We start from the raw sequence: 20445 nt of genomic DNA, 5'->3' as shown, positions 1-20445 counted from the left end.
AGAGCAACGGATGCGATTTTGGCACTCAAGCGCGCCTGGATGATGGTCTATGCTGTCGTCAAATCCGGTTGGAGACTCGCTATGCGCAATATTCTTCTCGCTTATGACGGTTCGGACAATGCCAAGCGGGCATTGCAATACATCATCGATTTTGCCGGCGATGCGCTTAAGCCGCCGCAGGTACATGTGCTGAACGTACAGCAGGAGCCGGTGCTCTACGGCGAATTCGTTACCGCGGGTACGGTTGATGAGCTGAACCAGAGCTTTATCGAAAAATCGAACCGTACTCTTGCAGATGCCGCTACAGCGCTGCAGACGGCTGGGATTCCACACCAGACTCACGCAATTTTGGGTAACGTGGCTGAGCAGGTGAATGATGCGGTGCAGCGCTTCGGCTGTGACACGGTGGTAATGGGCACCCGCGGTATGGGGAGCTTTACCGGCATGCTGATGGGCTCGGTCGCCAATCGGGTCGTGCATGAAGTGTCGGTGCCGGTCCTGCTGGTGAAGTAACCGGCGCCGCAATACCGGGCTGGACTCAGTCCGGTTTTTTCTTGAGGAGATCGCCCAGGTTGGCGAAGGCCTTGAAGGTTTCCTTCGGACCTAGGTCACCGCCTGGTTTCGCCTCGGCGTAGTACTGATTGTCGGTGTAACGCGAGTGCTCGTTGTCGTGGCAGTACAGGCAGAGCAACTCCCAGTTCGAGCCGTCTTCCGGGTTGTTGTCGTGGTTGTGGTCCTTGTGATGAACCGTCAGCTCGCTCAGGCGCTTGCCTGAGAACTCTCTTGCGCAACGTCCGCAGACCCAGGGGTACATCTTCAGGGCCTTCTCACGATAACCCTGTTCGCGCTGCGCGTAGGGCGTATTGGGTTTGTTTGTACTCATCGCTGTGCCTCTAGCTCAACGGTTGCAGTGTTTGTTAGCCGGCCAGGCCGACATAGACATTCTGTACATCATCGTGGGCGTCGATGGCGCTGAGAAAGGCTTCGACTTCTTCCAGTTCCGCCTCGGACAGCGTCGTGACGGGATTTTTCGGACGGTAGCCGAGCTGTGCCGACTGGACAGTGAATCCATGCTCAGGCAGGGCCCGGCAGACCACGTCCATGTCGGTGGCGTCGCTGATAAACAGTGTGGCGCCGTCTTCAGCGGCTTCGAAATCCTGGGCGCCCGCTTCGATGGCGGCCAGTTCAGCATCGGCATCGGCGCTAGCCGGCGCGGCTTCGATCATGCCGCAGTGATCGAAATCCCAGGCGACCGAGCCGGAGGCGCCGAGCTGGCCCTTGCGAAACAGCACGCGGATCTCGGCCACAGTGCGGTTAACGTTGTCGGTCAGGCACTCGACGATCACCGGGACCTGATGAGGGGCGAAGCCTTCATAGGTGGTGCGCTCGTAGTTGACGCTCTCCCCAAGCAAGCCCGCGCCTTTCTTGATTGCGCGCTCTAGAGTCTCACGGGGCATCGAGGCCTTCTTCGCCTGTTCGACTACCAGGCGCAAGCGAGGATTCATGTCCGGGTCGGCGCCGCTACGGGCCGCGATCATGATTTCCTTGGACAGTTTGCCGAAGGTACGTCCCTTGGCGTTCGCTGCCGCTTCCTTATGTTTCGCTTTCCACTGTGCGCCCATGAATGTTCTCGTGATTGGTGAAGTTGATGGAGATCGACTAACAGCGATTCTAGCCTTTGCGGCGGCAGCAGGCACAGGCCGCGCGCAACTCCAGAGATACGGCAGGACGTATGGCGCCTCTGGCTCGACTGTAACGCCCAATTGCCTGCCCGCTGTATGAGTACGCGACCGTCACACGAGGCTTTAATGCTTTTTTGTCTGGGGAACTGCGCCATGTCGCCAAAGGACCTGATGCTGGCACTGGTCGTGATCGTTGTCTGGGGCATGAACTTCGTCGTGATCAAGGTCGGCCTGGATGACATCCCGCCGATGCTGCTGGGGTCACTGCGCTTTCTCCTCGCGGCATTTCCGGCGGTGCTGTTTATAAAACGGCCACAGATGCCGCTGCGTTGGCTACTGGCATATGGCGGGACCATATCGCTAGGTCAGTTCGCTTTCCTCTTCTCTGCGATGAAGGTCGGCATGCCTGCGGGCCTGGCCTCCCTGGTTTTGCAGTCGCAGGCATTTTTCACGCTGTTCTTTGCCGTTCTGTTTCTTGGCGAACGGCTCCGTGCAAGCAATCTGGTCGGGTTGGTGATTGCCGCTGGTGGTCTACTGCTGATCGGTATGCAAGGCGATCGCAGCATGACGCTGGCCGGTTTCCTGCTGACCATCTGCGCAGCCTCGATGTGGGCAATGGGCAATATCGTTACCCGCAAGGTGGGCAAGGTGAATCTGGTTGGGCTGGTGGTATGGGGCAGTCTGATCCCACCCATCCCGTTCTTCGCGCTGTCGTGGGTGTTGGAGGGGCCAGAAGCGATCAAGGGCGCGCTGGTTGGATTCGGGATGGATTCAGCGCTGGTGCTGATCTATCTGGCCTTCGGTGCGACGATTCTTGGTTACGGGCTCTGGAGTCGCCTGCTTTCCCGCTATCCGGCGAATACCGTTGCGCCTTTCTCATTGTTGGTGCCCGTCGTCGGCCTGACTTCTGCTGCCGTACTGCTGGATGAGCACTTGGGCCTGTTGCAGGCCGCCGGCGCATTGCTGGTCATGCTGGGGCTGGGGATCAATGTAGGCGGCGGCTGGGTGGTCGGCCGCGTGCGCACCGCCTTTGGTAGCTCGACAGCTTGACAGCAAAGCGCCCCGCGACGGTCTACCGTGCGGGGCGCGCTTCTACCTCTATGGCGTTACCGAGCGGCGTGACTGCCCAGTAGTGGTGTAATGCCGTTAGCTTTTTCCCTCTTGGCCGTGCGCTTCTCCTGCGCTGTCTTCTGGGGTTTCTTCTTTGCGTTTTTCTTTGTATCCATACCCTTGCTCATGGTGTCGCCTCGCGATTGATCGGCTTGGTTGTGCATCCCTGCGTAGGTCTGCTCTGTGCCAGTGCACCTTGGCATGCATGAGGATCAACGGTGAATGGAGCCGAGACTACGCCTGCCGGACAGGATTGGATAGCGACGGATTTTGCCGTGGCGATGGGCCGAATCTCATACCTTGAACCGCCCGATCATGGTCTGCAGTTCGCTGCCCAACTGCGCAAGGCGCGCGGTGGACGCAGCCGTTTCCCGAGCCGCCTCAGCGGATTGGTCAGCCACGTCGCGAACGCTGAGCACGCTGCGATTGATTTCTTCAGCAACCGAGCTCTGTTGCTCAGCCGCCGTGGCGATCTGCAGGTTCATCGCCTGAATGACCGAAACGGTTTCGGTAATGGCTTGCAGCTCCGTACCCACCTCTCGTGCGAGGGTGACAGTATCGCGGGCCAGGGTGCTGCTGCTGTCCATCATTCCAGATGCGGTGCGGGCGCCTTTCTGCAGGGTAGCGATCAGGGCTTCAATTTGCGCAGTGGACTGCTGTGTGCGCTGGGCCAGGCCGCGCACCTCGTCGGCTACCACCGCGAACCCGCGCCCGGCTTCACCCGCCCGTGCGGCCTCAATGGCAGCGTTAAGGGCAAGCAGGTTGGTTTGCTCGGCAATGCCATTGATGACGGTCAGCACCGTGCTGATGCCGTCGGTTTCCTGGTTCAGCTGGGTCATGGCTTCGGCCGATAGCGTCACTTCGCTAGAGAGTCGGTCAATCTGCGACAGGGCGCGCTGGACCACGGTATTGCCTTTGACGGCCTGCTGATCGGCGCGCTGGGCGGCGCTCGACGCTTCTTCGGCATTGCGTGCGACTTCTTGCACTGTCGCGGTCATCTCATGCATGGCCGTCGCGACCTGATCGGTTTCCTGACGCTGGCTGCTGACACCAGCGCTAGTCTGCTCGGTCACTGCGGAAAGCTCATCGGAGGCGCTGGCCAGCTGTGCAGTGATACCACCGATATTTCCGATCAGCGCCTGCAGGTTGCCGCGCGTCTTGCCCAGCGCCTGGAGCAGTTGGCCGAACTCGTCATGGCGGGGCTCCGGGGCCTGACCGGTCATGTCGCCTGCGCCGATGCGCTCGGCGATCCGAACGGCCTGATTGAGGGGCTGCGTGATCTGACGGACGATTAGCCAGCCGATCACAGCGCCCAGGAGGATAGCTGCCAAGGTAATGCCGATGACCTGAATTTTCTTGGTTTGAGCATCATCGGCACGTTTTTGGGTCTGGGTGGAGATGATGGCCCGGGCCTGCTCGTAGAGTTTCGCGAAGATGGCCTCCATCTCCTGGCGCGCCTGTTGTTGACTGGCAACGATGGGAGGCAGCTTTTTCACCAGGTCGACGTATTCGGTCGCGCTGGCCTTAAGGATTTTCAGGCTTTCGGCTTGAGGACCGATCAGCTCGTTCTCCAGCGGCGTGATGGCTGCGTTCAACGCGTCGAATTGCTGGCTCAAGGTGTTCAGGGCGGCTTCGGATTCTTCCATCAGATATCCGCGCACGGTAAAGCGCAGCAGTCGATTCTGCTTGGAAAGCTCAGTTGTCATCAGCGCGATATTGGCAATGTCTCCGGTCGGGTGCAGGACCGGATTGCCCTGAACACCGTTCCAGCGCTGCTCCAGATTGGCTATCAGTTTATCGGTGGTATTGCCTGCTTCAACCCAATTGGCGCGTGTCTGCTTTTTCAGTGCATGCATTGCGACGAGCTTTTCGAATGCGACCTGGTACTCTCGCGCCTGATTGGCGATGGTTTGCAGCAACTCCCGGTCCTGCGGTTCCGAGAAGCTGGCTTTTTTCTGTTCGACCAGTCGAGCAATGTTCGTTACCGCGTCGGTTACCTGGGCAACGTATTTCTCATCGCCGTGCTCTTCGAAGCGCACCTGTGCATAGCGGATCTGGTTGGCTTCGTTGAGCAAATTTTCGGCTGTCTGTGCTTTATCGCTCCGTGAGATCAATGCATCCATGCTGAGCACGCCGATAGCGGCCACGCAAACGGTGAGCAGGAGTACTGCAGCGAAGCCAAGCGTCAGCTTGTAGCTGACTTTGAGATTTTTCATTGTTGTTCCTCAAGCTGGCAGAGCCGATAGTAGTAGTCGTACAACGACATCGGCCTAAATCGCCATAACTTGAGGGTGTTGTCTGATGACTTGCGGGTAGTGGTCAGAGGGAGGTTGTCATTGTCTGACACGCTGCGCCTGGATCTCCGGCAAATCCTTTCGGCGCATATAGGCGAGTAACGGCTCGGTGATGGCTAGTCGATCATTGATGTTCTGATCGAGGAGCAGCTGAATCAGCTCACGTTTGAGCGTCATCAGTTGGTCATCGATGATTTGCCAGACGAATTCGCTCGCCGGTGTGATGCTGCTGTCGACAACGTCCATACCGAACGAGTCTTCGCTGAACCGAACGATGTGCTGGCCGATTTTGCCGTTGAAACCCACAAAACCTTGCAGGCCGTCGGCGGCCCGGCAGATGTCAGCGGATGTAATGCTCATGTAAACCTCGCTATCGATTCGGGTGGTTTACACGCAGGGCAGGCGTTCGATGCTACTGGCGACCTTCTTCTGAGGTCGCTTTGATAGGGGTGTATTGTCGTGGTCAGCGTTGCGTCTGAACAGCGGCACGACGACGCTTGCCGGGGTCAGAACAACGCCCCCTGATCCTGTTGCCGTCGCCTACTGTCCAGGCGTTGACGAAAGCGCGTGCGGTATTCGTTTGCCAGCGGTAACAGCCCGGCCAGCCAGGCGAGTTCGATGTCGTTGACGTCCTCATTAACGAAGCCGCGCCAAACGCGCAGCACGCTGGCGGTCGGACACGGCCGTTCGATCAAGTGCAGATCCGCGCCGAGTTCGATGACGCCCGGTTCAAGGGTTCGGTACAGCCATCCGGTTCGGCCACTTGTGGCCATATGGCGGGCGAGGCCGCGGGTGCTGTGTCGCCGGTCGAGGTTGCTACAAGGCGAGCGGGGCTGGCTGACTTCGATCACGGCATCGCCCCAGCGAAAGCGATCCCCGATACATACCTGTCGTTCATCCAGGCCCAGCGTCGAGAGATTTTCGCCAAACGCGGCGGGACCAATGGCCGACAGCTGCGGATAAAGCTTGCGCCAGTGAGCGTAGTGCTCGACCGGATAGTGGCAAAGGCTGCGATCCGGCCCGCCATGGAAACGGTGATCGGCGACGCGGTCGCCCTGTAGCCCGTTGAGATCGAGCCAGACCTCGCCCATCGCCAGCTGCTTGTCGATGGCTGAAGGCTTCTCTGTACCCGGTAGCCGCAGCAGTTGGTCGCGTAGGAAGGGACCTTCAACCGGCCATTGCATGAGGGCGCCCTGATCTGGATAGGTGAGCTATGGGGCTGGCTTCAGCCTTCATTGAGACGGGCCAGCTCGCGGCGCACCATGGCGGCGAATTCTGGCGGCTTGAGCTGATAAAGCTCGGTGGCGACCCAGCTAAGCCAGCGGGCGCCAAAGGCTTGCCGTTGTTCAAGTAGCCGTCGCGCTTCGGTGGCCGCACGTTCGGCGTATTGCTGATGAAACTCCGAGCGGCTCATGTCTGCTCCTCAAGCTGAGCGGGCGATTCTAAACGACAAGCGCAGTTGGCGCCTGATCGCTTGGTAAAGCCGCTGTGCCGCGCTAGGCTCGCGATTCCGTCGTTTAACGAGCTCGAATCATGCCGCGGTCTGTGAACTTCAAGGACAAGATTTCCCGTCAGCGGCCTTATGGGCGCGTGGAGCCGGGTCTCAAAGCCTCCGAAGGTGAGCTGTCATTGGTCATCGACCAGCTTGAGAGCGACCGCGGTCGCATCATCAACTCCGCCGCTGTGCGGCGTTTGCAACAAAAGACCCAGGTGTTCCCGCTGGAGCGCAACGCAGCGGTGCGCAGCCGTTTGACCCACTCACTCGAAGTTCAGCAGACAGGGCGCTTCATTGTGCGCACCCTGTACAAACAGCTCGGTGAGCGGGCGGCGCAATATGGCCTGGATGGGTTGGAAGGTGCGTTGGAAAGCCTCGTTGAAATGACGTGCCTGATGCACGACATCGGCAACCCACCGTTTGGGCACTTTGGCGAGTTTGCCATTGGCGAGTGGTTCAAGCGAAACCTGAATACGCTGTTCGACGCCGCTATCTCCAACGGTGCAGGCAATAGCGAATTGCGCAGTCGTATGCTGATCGACCTTGAACAGTTCGAAGGCAACGCGCAGGCGATTCGCTTAGTTGTCAGCCTGCTACGGCTTAATCTGACCTATACACAGACGGCGGGCCTGTTGAAATACGTGCGCGCCGCTTATGCGCCCAAGCCGGCCAAGGGAACAGCCGGCGCCTATCTGTTGAAGAAGCCAGGCTTCTACCTTTCAGAGGAATTTTTTGTCGACGATCTGCAGGCCGCGTTGGGGTTGCAACCAGGCACGCGTCACCCGGTCGCCTACATCATGGAGGCGGCCGATGATATCGCCTATTGCCTTGCCGATATCGAAGACTCGGTGGAGAAGGGCATCTTCACCATTGAGCAGTTGTCACAGCTGCTGATCGCCAAGTTCACCGAGCACGGCTCGCCCGACGAGCCGATCGCGAATACCGGCCGCAGCTTTCGCAGCATGGTCGAGTACGCCCAGTCGCGTGCTGCCAAAGAGACGATCAACAAGGTTGGCGAATTCTTCATCTGGCTGCGGGTGAATATGGTCCACCCGCTGGTGCAGCACGCCGCGCAGCAATTTATCGAGCATATCGAGGCGGTCTACGACGGGACGCTGGACCGCGCTCTGCTGGAAGACGCCAGTCTGCCTAACGCCATTGTGCAGACCTTCAAGGATGTCGCGATGGATCACGTGTTCTGTCATCGCGAAGTCGAGACCTTACAGCTGCAGGGCTACCGAATCCTGCAGGGGCTGCTGGACGCCTACGCGCCGTTGTTGGCCGTCGCTCCGCAGACCTTTCGGGCATTGACGGGAGGCGATTGCCGCAGCGAGCCGCACCTGCAAATGCTTGCCAGACGCCTCCCCAGCCAACTGATCAAGGCTTATCACGAGTCGCTGAAAGGTCATTCTGAGGGAAGTGAAGATCATGGGTTGTGGGAGTTCTACTACCGCTGCCGCATGCTTCAGGACTTCGTCAGCGGCCTAACGGATCAGCTGGCGCAGGACGAATACCGCACGCTCTCTGCTTTGTAACCTCGATACCGTCTGCCTGGCGTCTTCATCTGGTTTGCCGGCTCCAGCTGGCATCCGCTGCGCCAAAATCGATCGCGCGGCCGTTTCGTTGGTACACCACTTGCATTCGTCTGGTGCGTGCGGTTGGGACGTGGCCCCTAAATGGCGCAGCGACCTGCCGCTGAGCCAGGCGGGATTAACCCTAAGTGTTTGAAAATAAACGCTTTGGTTTGTCGGGGATGAAAATCTTGCAAGTCCGCCGCAACAGTTCATAGCAAACCTCCGCTTACCTGTGATGCATGTTGGTGCGTGCAATGGGGGCGGTTTGCTGTTTTGGTGCGCTTACCATAGGACGTAGTAGATGGATAACCCAAGCAGTGCGGTTGAAGTGCTGATTCACGGTGCCAACACCCTGTTCATTTTGATGGGCGCGGTGATGGTGCTGGCAATGCATGCCGGCTTTGCCTTTCTGGAGGTCGGCACCGTACGCCTGAAAAATCAGGTCAATGCGCTGTCGAAGATCATCGCCGACTTTGCCGTTTCAACATTGGCGTATTTCTTCATCGGCTACTGGGTTGCGTATGGCGTGACCTTTCTTCAGCCGGCGGGCCAGCTGATTGCCGAGAACGGCTATTCATTGGTCAAGTTCTTCTTCCTGCTGACATTCGCCGCTGCAATACCCGCGATCATCTCCGGCGGCATCGCCGAGCGCGCCAAATTCGGGCCACAGCTCTGCGCCACCTTGTTGATCGTTGCGTTCATCTATCCGTTTTTTGAAGGGATGATGTGGAACGGCAACTTTGGCGTTCAGGCTTGGCTGGAAGCGCAGTTTGGTGCGCCGTTCCACGATTTCGCCGGTTCGGTAGTGGTGCACGGTATGGGTGGCTGGCTAGCGTTCGGCGCAGTGATTCTGCTTGGCCGCCGTAATGGTCGATACCGTGACGGCCGTTTGGTGGCCTTCGCGCCCTCAAACATTCCATTTCTTGCGCTGGGATCGTGGATTCTGATCGTCGGCTGGTTCGGGTTCAACGTGATGAGCGCCCAGACGCTTGAGGGCGTCAGCGGGCTGGTGGCGATCAACTCGCTGATGGCCATGGTTGGAGGAACGGCGGCAGCATGGGCGGTCGGCCGCAACGACCCGGGCTTTCTGCATAACGGGCCCTTGGCTGGGCTGGTAGCAGTCTGTGCAGGATCAGATCTGATGCACCCAATCGGTGCGCTGGCTACGGGCATAGTAGCTGGCGCCCTGTTTGTCTGGGCATTCACTGCGGCGCAGGCCAAATGGAAGATCGACGATGTGCTCGGTGTCTGGCCATTGCACGGCCTCTGCGGCGTCTGGGGCGGGCTGGCTTGTGGAATCTTTGGTCAGCAGGCGCTGGGTGGGCTGGGCGGCATCAGCATCATCAGCCAGGTGATCGGCACAGGCCTCGGCGTGCTGGTTGCGCTGGTCGGCGGCTTTCTCGTCTATGGCGCGCTCAAGGCAGCGGTCGGCATTCGCCTAAGTCAGGAAGATGAGTTCAATGGTGCGGACCTGTCCATTCACCGGATCGGTGCCCTGAGCCACGATTGAGGGCACTCATGCTGGCCGCCGACGCGGCTGGCTGTTCCTGAGAAACAGGGCTTGTTTTCCGCTACGGGACACAGGCTGCTGCTTCAGTCGACCGTACGGGGGTGGTCCGCATAAGCGCGCATGAACAGGCCAACGCAATCCTCTACATGCCGCTTGCCGTCTTCGGCGTCCAGTCGCTCGGCATAGCCGATCAGCAGACGAAAATGAGCGGCGCCTTTGATTAACGAACAAAAATGTTCCGCGGCTCGCATCGGCTCGGGCACATCCAGCAACTGGCGCCGGTGCGCCTGGTCGAGCAACTGCTCCAGATCGAACAGCAGCTTCTGTGGGCCTGCATCGAAGAACATCCGCGACAGCGTCGGGTTCTGCGCCGCCATAGATACCATCAGCCGGTGCAGACCGATGGATTCGGGGCTGATGACCAGCTCGTGAAAAGCCTGCGCAATGTCTAGCAGGACCGCATGAAACTCACGCCCGTCTTCCAGCACGAACAGCCGGCGGGGCAGTCGCGTCTCGCAGGTTGCCTTAACCGCAGCACCAAACAGCGCCTCCTTGTCCTTGAAGTGGCTATACAGCGTGAGCTTCGACACACCGGCTTCGGCGGCGATGGCGTCCATGCTGCTGCCTTCATAGCCATTGCCGAGGAACAGGGTTTGGGCAGCCGCCAGGATTGCCTCGCGCTTCGCGGGGTCCTTTGGACGGCCTGGGCCGGACGGTGCGGGTGTGCTGTCGGTCATGGGTGTTTTTAATACTAGACTGGTGAGTTCGGTATTTTTACTATACCGCGCAGTATAAGTATTAGAACCCACCTTGCGACAGAGAGAGATCCGACGTGTTCCGACATGCCTTGCCCTTCCTCGGTGCTTTTGGTTTCGCCTTGCTGGCCGCTTGCGGCAATGGTGAACCCGAGCAGCTCTCTACGCGGCCCGTGATGGTGGTTCAGCCGCAGCCCGCCAGTGAAGCCTTCGAAAGCTATCCGGGTGAGGTGCATGCACGCTACGAACCTGAGCTGGCGTTTCGTATCGGCGGCAAGGTCACCGAACGGATGGTCGAGGCCGGCGAGCGGGTGCGCAAGGACCAGCCCTTGGCCAAGCTCGACCCGCAGGACGTGCGACTCCAGCTCGAGGGCATCCGTGCTCAGGTGGCGGCGGCCGAGGCCAACCTGCGGGTCGCTCGCGCCGAGCATGAGCGCTACAAGACCTTGATGGATCGCCAACTGGTCAGCCGCTCGCAATTCGACTCTTCTGAAAATGCCTATCGCTCCGCCCAGGCGCGCCTGCAGCAAGCGCGAGCGGAATTCGACGTCGCCAACAACCAGGTTGGCTACGCCATCTTGCGCGCAACGCACGACGGTGTGGTTGCCCAGCGCCAGGTTGAGGTGGGGCAGGTTGTTGGCGCCGGCCAGACGGCCTTCGTCCTGGCTGCCGATGGCGAGCGCGAGGTGGCGATCAACCTGCCGGAACAGGCACTGGATCGCTACTCGGTCGGCCAGCCTGTATCGGTGGAAATCTGGTCGCAGCCGGGTAAAACCTATGCCGGTCACATTCGCGAACTGTCGCCGGCTGCGGACCCGCAGTCGCGCACCTACTCTGCGCGTGTCGCCTTCGATGACGCCGAGGTGCCTGCCGAGCTTGGCCAGAGCGCACTGGTCTCAATCCGCAACAATGGCGAGGTGCCCTTGGCTGTACCACTTTCAGCGGTCACAGCCGAGCAGGGCAAGGCTTACGTCTGGCGAGTCAAAGAGGACGCCACGCTGGAGCGCGTTGCCGTGCAGACGGGGGCCTTTGGTGACTCTGCTGTGCCCATCCTCAAGGGGCTGCAGGCTGATGACTGGGTTGTCCTCGCCGGTGTTCAGATGCTCCACGAGAACCAGTCGGTGAGGGCGGTCGATCGTGATAATCGTCCGGTCGAGCTGGCGGCGCAGGAGTAATCAGGATGCGCTTCAATCTCTCCGCATGGGCGCTGGGCAACCGGCAGATCGTTGTCTATCTGATGCTGCTGATGGCCGTGGTAGGGGCGCTTTCCTACACCAAACTTGGTCAGAGTGAAGACCCACCCTTTACCTTTAAGGCGATGGTGATTCGGACCCAGTGGCCTGGCGCCACCGCAGAAGAGGTTTCGCAGCAGGTCACCGAACGTATCGAAAAAAAGCTGATGGAGACGGGGGAGTACGAGCGCATCGTGTCCTTCTCACGGCCCGGCGAATCCAACGTGACGTTCATGGCCCGCGATTCGATGCGCTCCGAGCAGATTCCGGATCTCTGGTACCAGATCCGTAAAAAGATTGGTGACATTCGCCACACCTTGCCTGCCGGTGTGCAAGGCCCCTTTTTCAATGACGAGTTTGGCACGACCTTCGGCAACATTTACGCGCTGACCGGCTCAGGCTTCGATTACGCGGTGCTGAAGGATTATGCCGACCGCATTCAGTTGCAGCTGCAGCGTGTGAAGAATGTCGGCAAGGTCGAGCTGATCGGGCTGCAGGACGAAAAGATCTGGATCGAGCTTTCCAACGTCAAGCTGGCCAATCTGGGCGTGCCACTTGAGGCCGTCAAGCAGGCCCTTGAGGCACAGAACACGGTGATGTCGGCAGGCTTTGTCGAAACCCCCAGTGACCGCGTGCAACTTCGCGTAACCGGCAGCTTCGACACGGTAAAACAGATTCGGGACTTCCCCATCCGGGTGGCCGGTAGCACCTTCCGCATCGGCGATGTGGCCGAGGTCTACCGCGGCTTCAGCGACCCGCCGGCGCCCCGCATGCGGTTTATGGGCGAACCGGCGATCGGGCTGGCCGTGTCGATGAAGTCTGGTGGCGACATCCTCGTACTCGGCGAGTCGCTGCAGACCGAGTTCGCTCGCTTGCAGCAGGAACTGCCGGCAGGCATGCAGTTGCGCAAGGTGTCCGACCAGCCGGCGGCGGTGAAGACCGGTGTCGGCGAGTTTGTGCAGGTGCTGATCGAGGCTTTGATCATTGTGCTGCTGGTGAGCTTCTTCTCGCTGGGCGTGCGTACGGGGCTGGTGGTCGCGCTGTCGATTCCGCTGGTGCTGGCGATGACCTTTGCGACCATGCATTACCTGGACATCGGTCTACACAAGATTTCCCTCGGCGCCCTGGTGCTGGCGCTGGGTCTGATGGTGGACGACGCGATCATTGCCGTGGAAATGATGGCGATCAAAATGGAGCAGGGCTTCGACCGGCTCAAGGCCGCGAGCTATGCCTGGACCAGTACGGCCTTTCCGATGCTCACTGGTACGCTGATCACTGCAGCGGGCTTCCTACCGATCGCTACCGCGCAGTCCAGCACTGGCGAATACACCCGTTCGATCTTTCAGGTGGTAACCATCGCGCTGATCGCATCATGGATTGCGGCTGTGGTGTTTGTTCCATTGTTAGGCGCCAAGCTGTTGCCCGACCTGGCCAAGCGCCATGCTCTAAAGCATGGCGGCAGCGATCAGGGTCACGACCCGTATTCGACGCCGTTTTATCAGCGTGTACGGCGGGTAATCCACTGGTGTGTGCAGCGGCGCAAGACGGTCATCGTCCTGACCCTGCTGGCATTCATCGGCGCGATCGGCTTGTTCCGAATCGTGCCGCAGCAGTTCTTTCCCGCCTCCGGCCGGTTGGAACTGATGGTCGATCTGAAGCTGGCCGAAGGCGCGTCGCTCAAGGCCACCGAAGCCGAGGTTCACCGCCTCGAGGAAATGCTTAAAGACCGCGCCGGCATCGACAACTACGTGGCCTATGTCGGCAGCGGGTCGCCGCGCTTCTACTTGCCGCTGGATCAGCAGTTGCCGGCCACCAGCTTCGCCCAGATCGTAGTACTGGCTGAAAGCATCGAGGAGCGCGAAGCCTTGCGTAGCTGGCTGATCGAGCGACTGCGCGATGATTTCCCGACCTTGCGCGGCCGCGTCAGCCGCCTTGAGAACGGTCCGCCCGTGGGCTATCCGGTGCAATTTCGGGTCACCGGTGAGCATATCGATGTGGTGCGCAAACTCGCACGCCAGGTTGCGGCAAAGGTGCGCGAAAACCCCTATGTGGCGAACGTCCATCTCGACTGGCAGGAGCCGAGCAAGGTCGTCTGGCTCAACGTGGATCAGGACCGAGCCCGTGCGCTGGGCGTCAGTACGGTGGAGCTGTCGAACTTCCTAAAACGCACCTTTACCGGTACTACGGCGAGCCAGTTCCGAGAAGACAATGAGCTGATCGAAATTCTGATCCGCGGAACGGCCCGCGAACGCGAAACGTTGTCGATGTTGCCGAGCTTGGCAATTCCGACGGCCAGCGGCCGCAGCGTGCCCTTGTCGCAGGTCGCCACCCTGGAGTACGGCTTCGAAGAGGGGGTCATCTGGCATCGCAACCGCATGCCGACGGTGACGGTGCGTGCCGACATCTACGGCGATCAGCAGCCAGCCTCGCTGGTGAAACAGATCGAGCCGACCCTGAGCGATGTGCGCGATGCGCTGCCCAGCGGCTACCTGCTGGAAGTCGGCGGAACGGTCGAGGACTCCAGTCGTGGTCAGGCCTCGGTGAACGCCGGCATGCCGCTGTTCGTGATTGTCGTGGTGAGCCTGCTGATGCTGCAGCTCAAAAGCTTCTCGCGCTCTGCAATGGTGTTCCTCACTGCGCCGCTGGGGTTGATTGGTGTAGCGCTGTTCCTGCTGCTGTTCGGCAAGCCCTTCGGCTTCGTGGCGATGCTCGGCACTATCGCGCTGTCGGGCATGATCATGCGCAACTCGGTGATTCTGGTGGATCAGATCGAGCAGGACATCGGCGCCGGACAGGATCGCTTCAATGCCATCATCGATGCCACCGTGCGGCGCTTCCGGCCCATCGTGCTCACCGCACTGGCGTCCGTGCTGGCGATGATTCCGCTGTCACGCAGCGTGTTCTTCGGGCCGATGGCGGTGGCAATCATGGGCGGGCTGATCGTTGCGACCGCGCTGACGTTGCTGTTCCTACCAGCGCTCTACGCGGCGTGGTTCAGGGTCAAGGAAACGCCTCAGCGCTGATCAAATGTCCGAATAAGCTGGCGTCTTTAGACGCCAGCGGCCTGCAGCAACTGTTCCGCTGAGGCCTTGGCCAGCAGCGCCTGGTCCCCAGGGCCCTGGATGTGCGCCATGCTCAGTGCGCCTTCGATAAGAAACTGCAGCTGGCGAGCGAGTTGCTCCGGCTGGGGTGCGTCGAGCGCTTCTAGCAGCTCGCACAGATGGCGCTGAAATTGCGCCTTGTATCCCGCGGCACGTTGATGGATCGGGTGCTCTCGATCCTGATATTCGGCGGCCGCGTTGATGAACAGACAGCCACAGAACGCGGTCGGGCTGTGGATCATGTTGTTCAACCCATCAAACACGCTTAACAGCGCCTTGCGCGGCGGTAACGCCTGCCGCGCTTCCCGCAAACGCTCGAGCATCGGCAGCTGGCGCGCCTCCAGTACCGCCAGGATCAGTTCGTCCTTCGATTTGAAGTGCTTATACAGGGTCATCTTGGCCACGCCCGATTCGCTGAGAATCCGGTCGATGCCGGTGGCGTGGTAGCCCTCTGTGTAGAACAGCCGCTCGGCGGTGGCGAGCAGAAGGTCGCGTTTGTTGGTTGCCATGTGGATCTCCTCGGCCGGCCATTATGCGGGAGCGGTTCTGTTCCCTCCAATGGTCCTCAAGGCAGTACAAATGCTTGCAGTATACAGACAGGTCTGTCTACTATCCAGTCGTGCTTCTGCGCTTACGCCTGCCGCTGGCATTTGCCGGGCGTGATCGTTCTCCGTTTTTGCCTGATGAAGGAGTCTGAGCCATGCGTGTTCTCAAGAGCCTGGCGGTTTCATTGATGCTTCTCTCCGGCGCGCTGTCGGCTGCGGAGTTGCGTTTCAGCCTGATCCGAACAGGGCAGACCACATCCAGCGGCGAATACGCCTGGCGTGACGGCCACTGGGTAGCACCCGAAACGATCGATCATATAGCCGTACTGGTCGAGCACGGCGGCAAGCGTCTGCTGTTCGGTAGCGGCCTTGGCCGGCTGATCGACGCCCAGCTAGACGGCGCAATTCCCTGGCGCGCGAAACGCTACAGCGAGGTGCAGCCGGTGCGTGACCAGCTCGAGAAAGATGGCCTGGCGGTAGATCAAGTGGTGTTGGGCTGCGCGCGCTGGAGTCACGCCTCCGGCCTGGCCGATTTCCCTGAACTGTCGGTGCTCGCAAGCCCAGAGAGCATCCACTACGCACAAAATGCAACGCCGCCAGCGGTCATTCAGGCACAGTTTTCCCACGGGGTCAGGTGGCAGCAGCTTCGCTTCGAGCGCCGCGCTGTTTATGGCTTCGATGAAAGTCTCGATCTGTTTGGCGACGAACGGTTGGTCCTGGTGAAACTGGCAGGTCATGGCGCCCTGGGCCTGTTTCTCACGCTCGATGACGGTCGGCGCTTCTTCTTTCGAGGCGATGCCACCAGCACCGAAAGTCTCGCGGAGGCGCTGCCCGTCGAGGTCTCGCAGGGCAGGGATGCCCGGTTGCAGGCGCGACTCGGTTTCTACCCTCGTTGGGTGGAGTGAATCGCGTCGTTGCGCGGCCGGTTCAGTTCGCTGTCAGGGCGCCGTTTTGAGCCTTTCCGTTCGTCTGCTCGCACACATCGAGCGCAGCGTCGCCAGCTAAGCTTAAGCCTGTAAATTTCCTTGAAGCCAGGCCGGAAACGATGGGCGCAGTATGGCGAAACGATAAATCCCGGGCAGGGGGCAGCAAGCGCTCGCCTTCCGCCGATAAGCCCGGTCGAACACGCTCGCACGGTAGCCGTCTGGCGCGCCGCATGGGTGTGTTTCTGGGCGTTTCATTACTGGCCGGGGGTGGTTATGCCGCCTGGCATGAGATGCATACCTCGAAGTTGCAGGCGCTCTGGCTTAACCGTTACGCCGAGAATCTTGATTACCAGATCGAACCGGGGGCGAGCAGTAGCATCCAGTTTCCCGATGCGGGTCCGTTCGACCGCCGCCTGGGCTATGCGGCCTTGCCGACGTTCCTGGAACGGCTGACCCAACGCGGCTTCACAGTGCAGCAACAGGTGAGCTTTTCGCCAGCGCTGCTGCGCTACGTCCAGCGTGGCTTCTTTGTCCCGTACCCGGAGAAATCCAAGGCGGGGCTGACCATCGACGATTGTCGCGGCGAGCCGCTGTATGCCAACAGTTATCCCCACCAATACTACGAGACCTTCGACGACGCACCGCCGGTCATCGCGATGAGCCTGTTGTTTATCGAGGACCGTGGGCTGCTCGACGCCGGCCGTCCGCGTGCCAACCCTGCAGTGGATTGGCCGCGGTTTACCATGGCAGCGGTCAGCCAGGTTGAGAAGAAACTGGGCCTGCCGGTGCAGGCAGCCGGCGGCAGTACGCTGGCTACGCAGGTCGAAAAATACCGTCACTCGCCCGAAGGACGCACCGGTGACGCCGAGGAAAAGATCCGGCAGATGATTTCCGCCAGCGTGCGGACCTACCGCGAAGGCCAGCAAACCATGGTCACCCGGCAGCGCATCGTTCGCGATTACCTCAACAGCGTGCCGCTCTCTGCCGCCTATGGCCACGGCGAGGTGCACGGCATCGCCGATGGTCTGCGCCTCTGGTACGGCGCCGATTTCGCCGAGGTTAACCGGGTCCTCGATACTCGGCGCAATGAAGGCGTCAGTTATGAAACGCAGGGGCTCGCGCTGCGACAGGTGCTCTCGCTTTTGATCGCTCAACGGCGCCCGTCGTACTACCTGGGAGCAGGGCGTGCCGACATGGCGGAACTCACCGACAGCCATATCCGCTTGCTGGCCAATGGCGGTGTGATCGGTACGCGGTTGCGCAACGCCGCCTTGCAGCAGCAGGTTGAGTTCCGCAATTTGCGTCTCGAGCCGGGCATTCGTGAGGTGCCTTCCAGCAAGGGCATCACGGCCGCGCGAATGCGCCTGAGCAACCTGCTGGGCGTGTCGTTGTATGAGCTCGACCGCCTGGATCTGGCCGCGACCACGCCGCTGCATGGCGAGTTGCAGGGACAGATCAGCAACTATCTGCATCGACTGGCCGATCCAGCATTCGCAGGTGGGGTTGGCTTGTTCGGCGAGCGCATGTTGTCGCCTGAGCGTACCGGCGATGTGCGTTACAGCTTCACGCTGTTCGAGCGCGGCGAGCAGGGCTTCCGTGTGCGGGTGCAGACCGACAACACCAACCAGCCGTTCGACATCAACGAGGGCAGCAAACTGGAGCTGGGCTCGACTGCCAAACTGCGGGTGCTGACCACTTATCTGGAGGTAATCGCCGAGCTGCACGAGCGTTACGCGAAGAGCGATGTCGCCACCTTGCGCAAGGCTGAGGCGGTGGATCCGCTGACCCGCTGGGCGCTGGCTTATCTCATTCAGCATGAGGATCGCAACCTGCCAGCCATGCTTGATGCCGCGCTGGAGCGTCGCTACTCGGCCAGTCCGACCGAGCGCTTCTTTACCGGCGCTGGCATGCACCGCTTCGGCAACTTCCGCCGTGAGGACGACGGCCGCCTGCCGACCATGCGCGAAGCGCTGCAGGAATCGATCAACCTCCCGTTCGTTCGGCTGATGCGCGATCTGGTGAGCTACAGCACCTACCAGACATCCAACGGCGCCGAGCTGCTCAGGAGTGATGACAACCCTGAGCGGCGAGAGTACCTGCAGCGTTTTGCTGATCGCGAAGGCTCGGTGTTTCTGCAGCGTTTCTGGCGCAAGTATCGCGACAAGAGCGCGGACGAACGCATCGAGGCACTGTTGGATGGCATGCGCCCGACGCCATCGAGGTTGGCTGCCGTCCACCGGTATCTGATGCCCGAAGCGGACCGCGCGACGTTCGAGCGCTTTCTCAAGGCGCGTTTGCCAACGGCCACCCTCACCGACAAGGCGGTCGACTCGCTGTACGAACGCTACGCGCCGGGTTCCTACAGTCTGCCGGACCAGGGCTACATCGCCCGCGTCCACCCGCTGGACCTGTGGTTGCTAGGCTACCTGATCAAGCATCCGGAGGCTGGCATTACCGAGGTGATCGCGGCCAGCACCGCTGAGCGTCAGGAGGTGTACGGCTGGCTGTTCCGCAGCCGTCACAAGAGCGCACGTGATAGTCGCATTCGCATCATGCTCGAGGTGGAGGCGTTCACCGATATACACCGCCGCTGGCAGCGTCTGGGCTATCCGTTCGATCATCTGGTGCCTTCGCTGGCGACAGCGCTGGGCAGCTCGGGCGACCGTCCGGCAGCGTTGGCCGAGTTGATGGGCATCATCGTCAATGACGGCGTGCGGCTGCCCAGTGTGCGCGTTGACAGCCTTCATTTCGCCAGCGATACGCCGTATGAAACCCGCCTCGGTATCAAGCCGGACGTCGGGGTACGGGTGTTGCACAGTGAGGTGGCGACGGCCTTGCGCGAGGCGCTTGCCAGTGTGGTGGAAGGTGGCACCGCGCGGCGCTTGCGCGGCAGCTTCATGCAGACTGATGGTGAAGCACTGCGGGTTGGCGGCAAAACAGGGACGGGTGACAACCGGATCCAGACCGTCGGCGCGGGCGGCCGACTGATCAGCTCGCTGGCGCTGAATCGCACCGCCACCTTCGTGTTCTACCTCGGGCCGAATCACTTCGGCACGCTGACAGCCTACGTGCCGGGCCGGGGGGCGGACAGCTTCCGCTTTACCTCTGCGCTACCGGTACAGGTGCTCAAGGGCATGGCGCCGATACTGCAGCCGTATCTGCAGCCTGGCGCGCAGACGCAATGCCAGCCCGTCGGCGAGCCCTTGAAGCCGACGCTGACCGCGAGCACTGAAAACAAGGCCTGATGATGGCGGGTCGAGCGGCTGGGCACACCTGACCGCATCGGCCCCTCATCGCAGATGGCTTTGCCGATCGGCCTGCGCTCGGCGACACTCTTCCACTTCGCGAACCTAATGAAAGGCTAGCGCAAGGGTGAGGGAGAGATGATGAAACTGCCGATCTATCAGGTCGATGCGTTTACCAAGGCGCTGTTCAAAGGCAACTCGGCCGCTGTGGTTCCATTGGAACAGTGGCTGAGCGACGCACAGATGCAGGCCATCGCCTTGGAGAACAACCTGTCGGAAACGGCCTTCCTGGTGCGCGAGCCTGACGGTGCGTTTCTCATTCGCTGGTTTTCGCCGCTGACTGAAATCGACTTCTGCGGGCACGCCACTCTGGCTAGCGCCTTCGTTTTGTTGACACAGAAGCTGGCGAAGGCTCCGCTGACGTTTCGTGCCGCTGCGGTAGGCGATATCAGCGTCGCTGAGTTGGACGATGGTTTGCTGGAGATGAGCTTCCCCAACCGTGCCCCGGAGCCCGTCGAGAATCCGCCGGTTGAGCTGTTCAACGGGCTTCGGACCTTGCCGCAAGCGGTGCTGCGAAACCGTCAGGCCTGGTTTGCGGTGTATGAAGATGAGGATCAGGTGCGCCAGCTGGCGCCCGATCTGTCGCTACTGAAAACCTTGGTACCATTGGATGTCGTGGCAACGGCACCGGGTCGCCAGCAGGATTTCGTCTCGCGCTATTTCTGGCCGGCCAACGGCGGCGATGAAGACCCGGTCACCGGTTCCATCCATGCAGGCCTTGCGCCTTTCTGGAGCGAACGGCTGGGCAAGACACAGTTGCTGGCGTTGCAGGCCTCACGCCGAAGCGGTTTGCTGCACTGCCGGGTTGAAGGTGAGCGCGTTTTTGTAGCCGGGCATGCGGTCCTGTATTTACAGGGCACGATTGAGGTGTAGTTCCGATTGTGAGACAGGGGCGCTGGCGTCAAACAGCGCCGCT

The 20445-nt window shown here is 60.6% G+C and carries 17 protein-coding genes; 9 read left to right on the top strand and 8 right to left on the bottom strand.

Annotated elements, in window-relative coordinates:
• Nucleotides 1–81 precede the first annotated feature (81 nt).
• Complete coding sequence (locus AAGW23_RS04505) at nt 82–513, top strand: universal stress protein (RefSeq protein ID WP_342405174.1); 432 nt, start codon at nt 82–84, stop codon at nt 511–513.
• A 25-nt stretch (nt 514–538) separates the two neighbouring features.
• On the opposite strand, the gene AAGW23_RS04500 is transcribed toward AAGW23_RS04505, so the two are convergent.
• The gene (locus AAGW23_RS04500; protein ID WP_342405173.1) at nt 539–883 is read right to left on the bottom strand and encodes a YajD family HNH nuclease; all 345 of its coding nucleotides are present in this window, start codon (nt 881–883) and stop codon (nt 539–541) included.
• A 34-nt stretch (nt 884–917) separates the two neighbouring features.
• Nucleotides 918–1622, bottom strand: a complete 705-nt coding sequence (locus AAGW23_RS04495) for a YebC/PmpR family DNA-binding transcriptional regulator (protein WP_148924650.1) — start codon at nt 1620–1622, stop codon at nt 918–920.
• A gap of 213 nt (nt 1623–1835) precedes the next feature.
• On the opposite strand from AAGW23_RS04495, the gene AAGW23_RS04490 reads away from it, so the two are divergent.
• Nucleotides 1836–2732: an EamA family transporter gene (locus tag AAGW23_RS04490; protein WP_342405172.1), complete on the top strand. Its 897-nt coding sequence runs from the start codon at nt 1836–1838 to the stop codon at nt 2730–2732.
• A gap of 353 nt (nt 2733–3085) precedes the next feature.
• Here the strand turns inward: AAGW23_RS04490 and AAGW23_RS04485 are convergent, their stop codons facing one another.
• From AAGW23_RS04485 to AAGW23_RS04470, 4 genes are all read right to left on the bottom strand, one after another.
• Entirely contained in the window at nt 3086–5008 is a 1923-nt protein-coding gene (locus AAGW23_RS04485) for a HAMP domain-containing methyl-accepting chemotaxis protein (RefSeq protein ID WP_342405171.1), read from the bottom strand.
• 117 nt (nt 5009–5125) lie between these two features.
• A complete protein-coding gene (locus AAGW23_RS04480; protein ID WP_342405170.1) occupies nt 5126–5446 on the bottom strand; it encodes a DUF2025 family protein in 321 nt (106 codons plus the stop codon).
• A gap of 146 nt (nt 5447–5592) precedes the next feature.
• On the bottom strand, nt 5593–6270 hold the full coding sequence (locus AAGW23_RS04475) for an MOSC domain-containing protein (RefSeq protein WP_342405169.1): 678 nt from the start codon (nt 6268–6270) through the stop codon (nt 5593–5595).
• A gap of 41 nt (nt 6271–6311) precedes the next feature.
• On the bottom strand, nt 6312–6500 hold the full coding sequence (locus tag AAGW23_RS04470) for a hypothetical protein (RefSeq protein ID WP_342405168.1): 189 nt from the start codon (nt 6498–6500) through the stop codon (nt 6312–6314).
• A gap of 119 nt (nt 6501–6619) precedes the next feature.
• Here AAGW23_RS04470 and dgt point away from each other — a divergent pair, with 119 nt between their 5' ends.
• Together dgt and AAGW23_RS04460 are read left to right on the top strand one after the other, a co-directional pair.
• Entirely contained in the window at nt 6620–8116 is a 1497-nt protein-coding gene (dgt, locus tag AAGW23_RS04465; RefSeq protein WP_342405167.1) for a dGTPase, read from the top strand.
• Nucleotides 8117–8456: 340 nt separating this feature from the next.
• Nucleotides 8457–9665: an ammonium transporter gene (locus AAGW23_RS04460; protein WP_342405166.1), complete on the top strand. Its 1209-nt coding sequence runs from the start codon at nt 8457–8459 to the stop codon at nt 9663–9665.
• 83 nt (nt 9666–9748) lie between these two features.
• On the opposite strand, the gene AAGW23_RS04455 is transcribed toward AAGW23_RS04460, so the two are convergent.
• Nucleotides 9749–10402, bottom strand: a complete 654-nt coding sequence (locus AAGW23_RS04455) for a TetR/AcrR family transcriptional regulator (RefSeq protein WP_342405165.1) — start codon at nt 10400–10402, stop codon at nt 9749–9751.
• Between the two features lie 95 nt (nt 10403–10497).
• Between AAGW23_RS04455 and AAGW23_RS04450 the strand changes: the two genes are divergently transcribed.
• Both AAGW23_RS04450 and AAGW23_RS04445 read left to right on the top strand, forming a co-directional pair.
• On the top strand, nt 10498–11595 hold the full coding sequence (locus AAGW23_RS04450; protein WP_342405164.1) for an efflux RND transporter periplasmic adaptor subunit: 1098 nt from the start codon (nt 10498–10500) through the stop codon (nt 11593–11595).
• Between the two features lie 5 nt (nt 11596–11600).
• A complete protein-coding gene (locus AAGW23_RS04445) occupies nt 11601–14675 on the top strand; it encodes an efflux RND transporter permease subunit (RefSeq protein WP_342405163.1) in 3075 nt (1024 codons plus the stop codon).
• Between the two features lie 26 nt (nt 14676–14701).
• Here AAGW23_RS04445 and AAGW23_RS04440 read toward each other — a convergent pair whose 3' ends face one another.
• A complete protein-coding gene (locus AAGW23_RS04440; protein WP_342405162.1) occupies nt 14702–15262 on the bottom strand; it encodes a TetR/AcrR family transcriptional regulator in 561 nt (186 codons plus the stop codon).
• Nucleotides 15263–15453: 191 nt separating this feature from the next.
• Here AAGW23_RS04440 and AAGW23_RS04435 point away from each other — a divergent pair, with 191 nt between their 5' ends.
• The 3 genes from AAGW23_RS04435 (at nt 15454) to AAGW23_RS04425 (ending at nt 20402) form a co-directional block, all read left to right on the top strand.
• Nucleotides 15454–16203, top strand: a complete 750-nt coding sequence (locus AAGW23_RS04435; protein ID WP_342405161.1) for a Zn-dependent hydrolase — start codon at nt 15454–15456, stop codon at nt 16201–16203.
• Nucleotides 16204–16343: 140 nt separating this feature from the next.
• Complete coding sequence (locus tag AAGW23_RS04430) at nt 16344–19469, top strand: transglycosylase domain-containing protein (RefSeq protein WP_425540810.1); 3126 nt, start codon at nt 16344–16346, stop codon at nt 19467–19469.
• A gap of 153 nt (nt 19470–19622) precedes the next feature.
• A complete protein-coding gene (locus AAGW23_RS04425) occupies nt 19623–20402 on the top strand; it encodes a PhzF family phenazine biosynthesis protein (protein ID WP_342405500.1) in 780 nt (259 codons plus the stop codon).
• Nucleotides 20403–20445 lie beyond the last annotated feature (43 nt).

Origin of the sequence: Stutzerimonas chloritidismutans (assembly GCF_038562055.1) — a bacterium.
Taxonomy (GTDB): Bacteria; Pseudomonadota; Gammaproteobacteria; order Pseudomonadales; family Pseudomonadaceae; genus Stutzerimonas; species Stutzerimonas chloritidismutans_A.
Note: the sequence above shows the minus strand (reverse complement) of the source record. Positions and strands in the feature narration are given on the sequence as shown.

Coding starts and splice junctions, on each gene's coding strand:
- AAGW23_RS04440 (WP_342405162.1), bottom strand. CDS start 15,262: ATGGCAACCAACAAACGCGACCTTCTGCTCGCCACCGCCGAGCGGCTG.
- AAGW23_RS04500 (WP_342405173.1), bottom strand. CDS start 883: ATGAGTACAAACAAACCCAATACGCCCTACGCGCAGCGCGAACAGGGT.
- AAGW23_RS04495 (WP_148924650.1), bottom strand. CDS start 1,622: ATGGGCGCACAGTGGAAAGCGAAACATAAGGAAGCGGCAGCGAACGCC.
- AAGW23_RS04480 (WP_342405170.1), bottom strand. CDS start 5,446: ATGAGCATTACATCCGCTGACATCTGCCGGGCCGCCGACGGCCTGCAA.
- AAGW23_RS04445 (WP_342405163.1), top strand. CDS start 11,601: ATGCGCTTCAATCTCTCCGCATGGGCGCTGGGCAACCGGCAGATCGTT.
- AAGW23_RS04490 (WP_342405172.1), top strand. CDS start 1,836: ATGTCGCCAAAGGACCTGATGCTGGCACTGGTCGTGATCGTTGTCTGG.
- AAGW23_RS04455 (WP_342405165.1), bottom strand. CDS start 10,402: ATGACCGACAGCACACCCGCACCGTCCGGCCCAGGCCGTCCAAAGGAC.
- dgt (WP_342405167.1), top strand. CDS start 6,620: ATGCCGCGGTCTGTGAACTTCAAGGACAAGATTTCCCGTCAGCGGCCT.
- AAGW23_RS04475 (WP_342405169.1), bottom strand. CDS start 6,270: ATGCAATGGCCGGTTGAAGGTCCCTTCCTACGCGACCAACTGCTGCGG.
- AAGW23_RS04470 (WP_342405168.1), bottom strand. CDS start 6,500: ATGAGCCGCTCGGAGTTTCATCAGCAATACGCCGAACGTGCGGCCACC.
- AAGW23_RS04430 (WP_425540810.1), top strand. CDS start 16,344: ATGGGCGCAGTATGGCGAAACGATAAATCCCGGGCAGGGGGCAGCAAG.
- AAGW23_RS04460 (WP_342405166.1), top strand. CDS start 8,457: ATGGATAACCCAAGCAGTGCGGTTGAAGTGCTGATTCACGGTGCCAAC.
- AAGW23_RS04435 (WP_342405161.1), top strand. CDS start 15,454: ATGCGTGTTCTCAAGAGCCTGGCGGTTTCATTGATGCTTCTCTCCGGC.
- AAGW23_RS04485 (WP_342405171.1), bottom strand. CDS start 5,008: ATGAAAAATCTCAAAGTCAGCTACAAGCTGACGCTTGGCTTCGCTGCA.
- AAGW23_RS04505 (WP_342405174.1), top strand. CDS start 82: ATGCGCAATATTCTTCTCGCTTATGACGGTTCGGACAATGCCAAGCGG.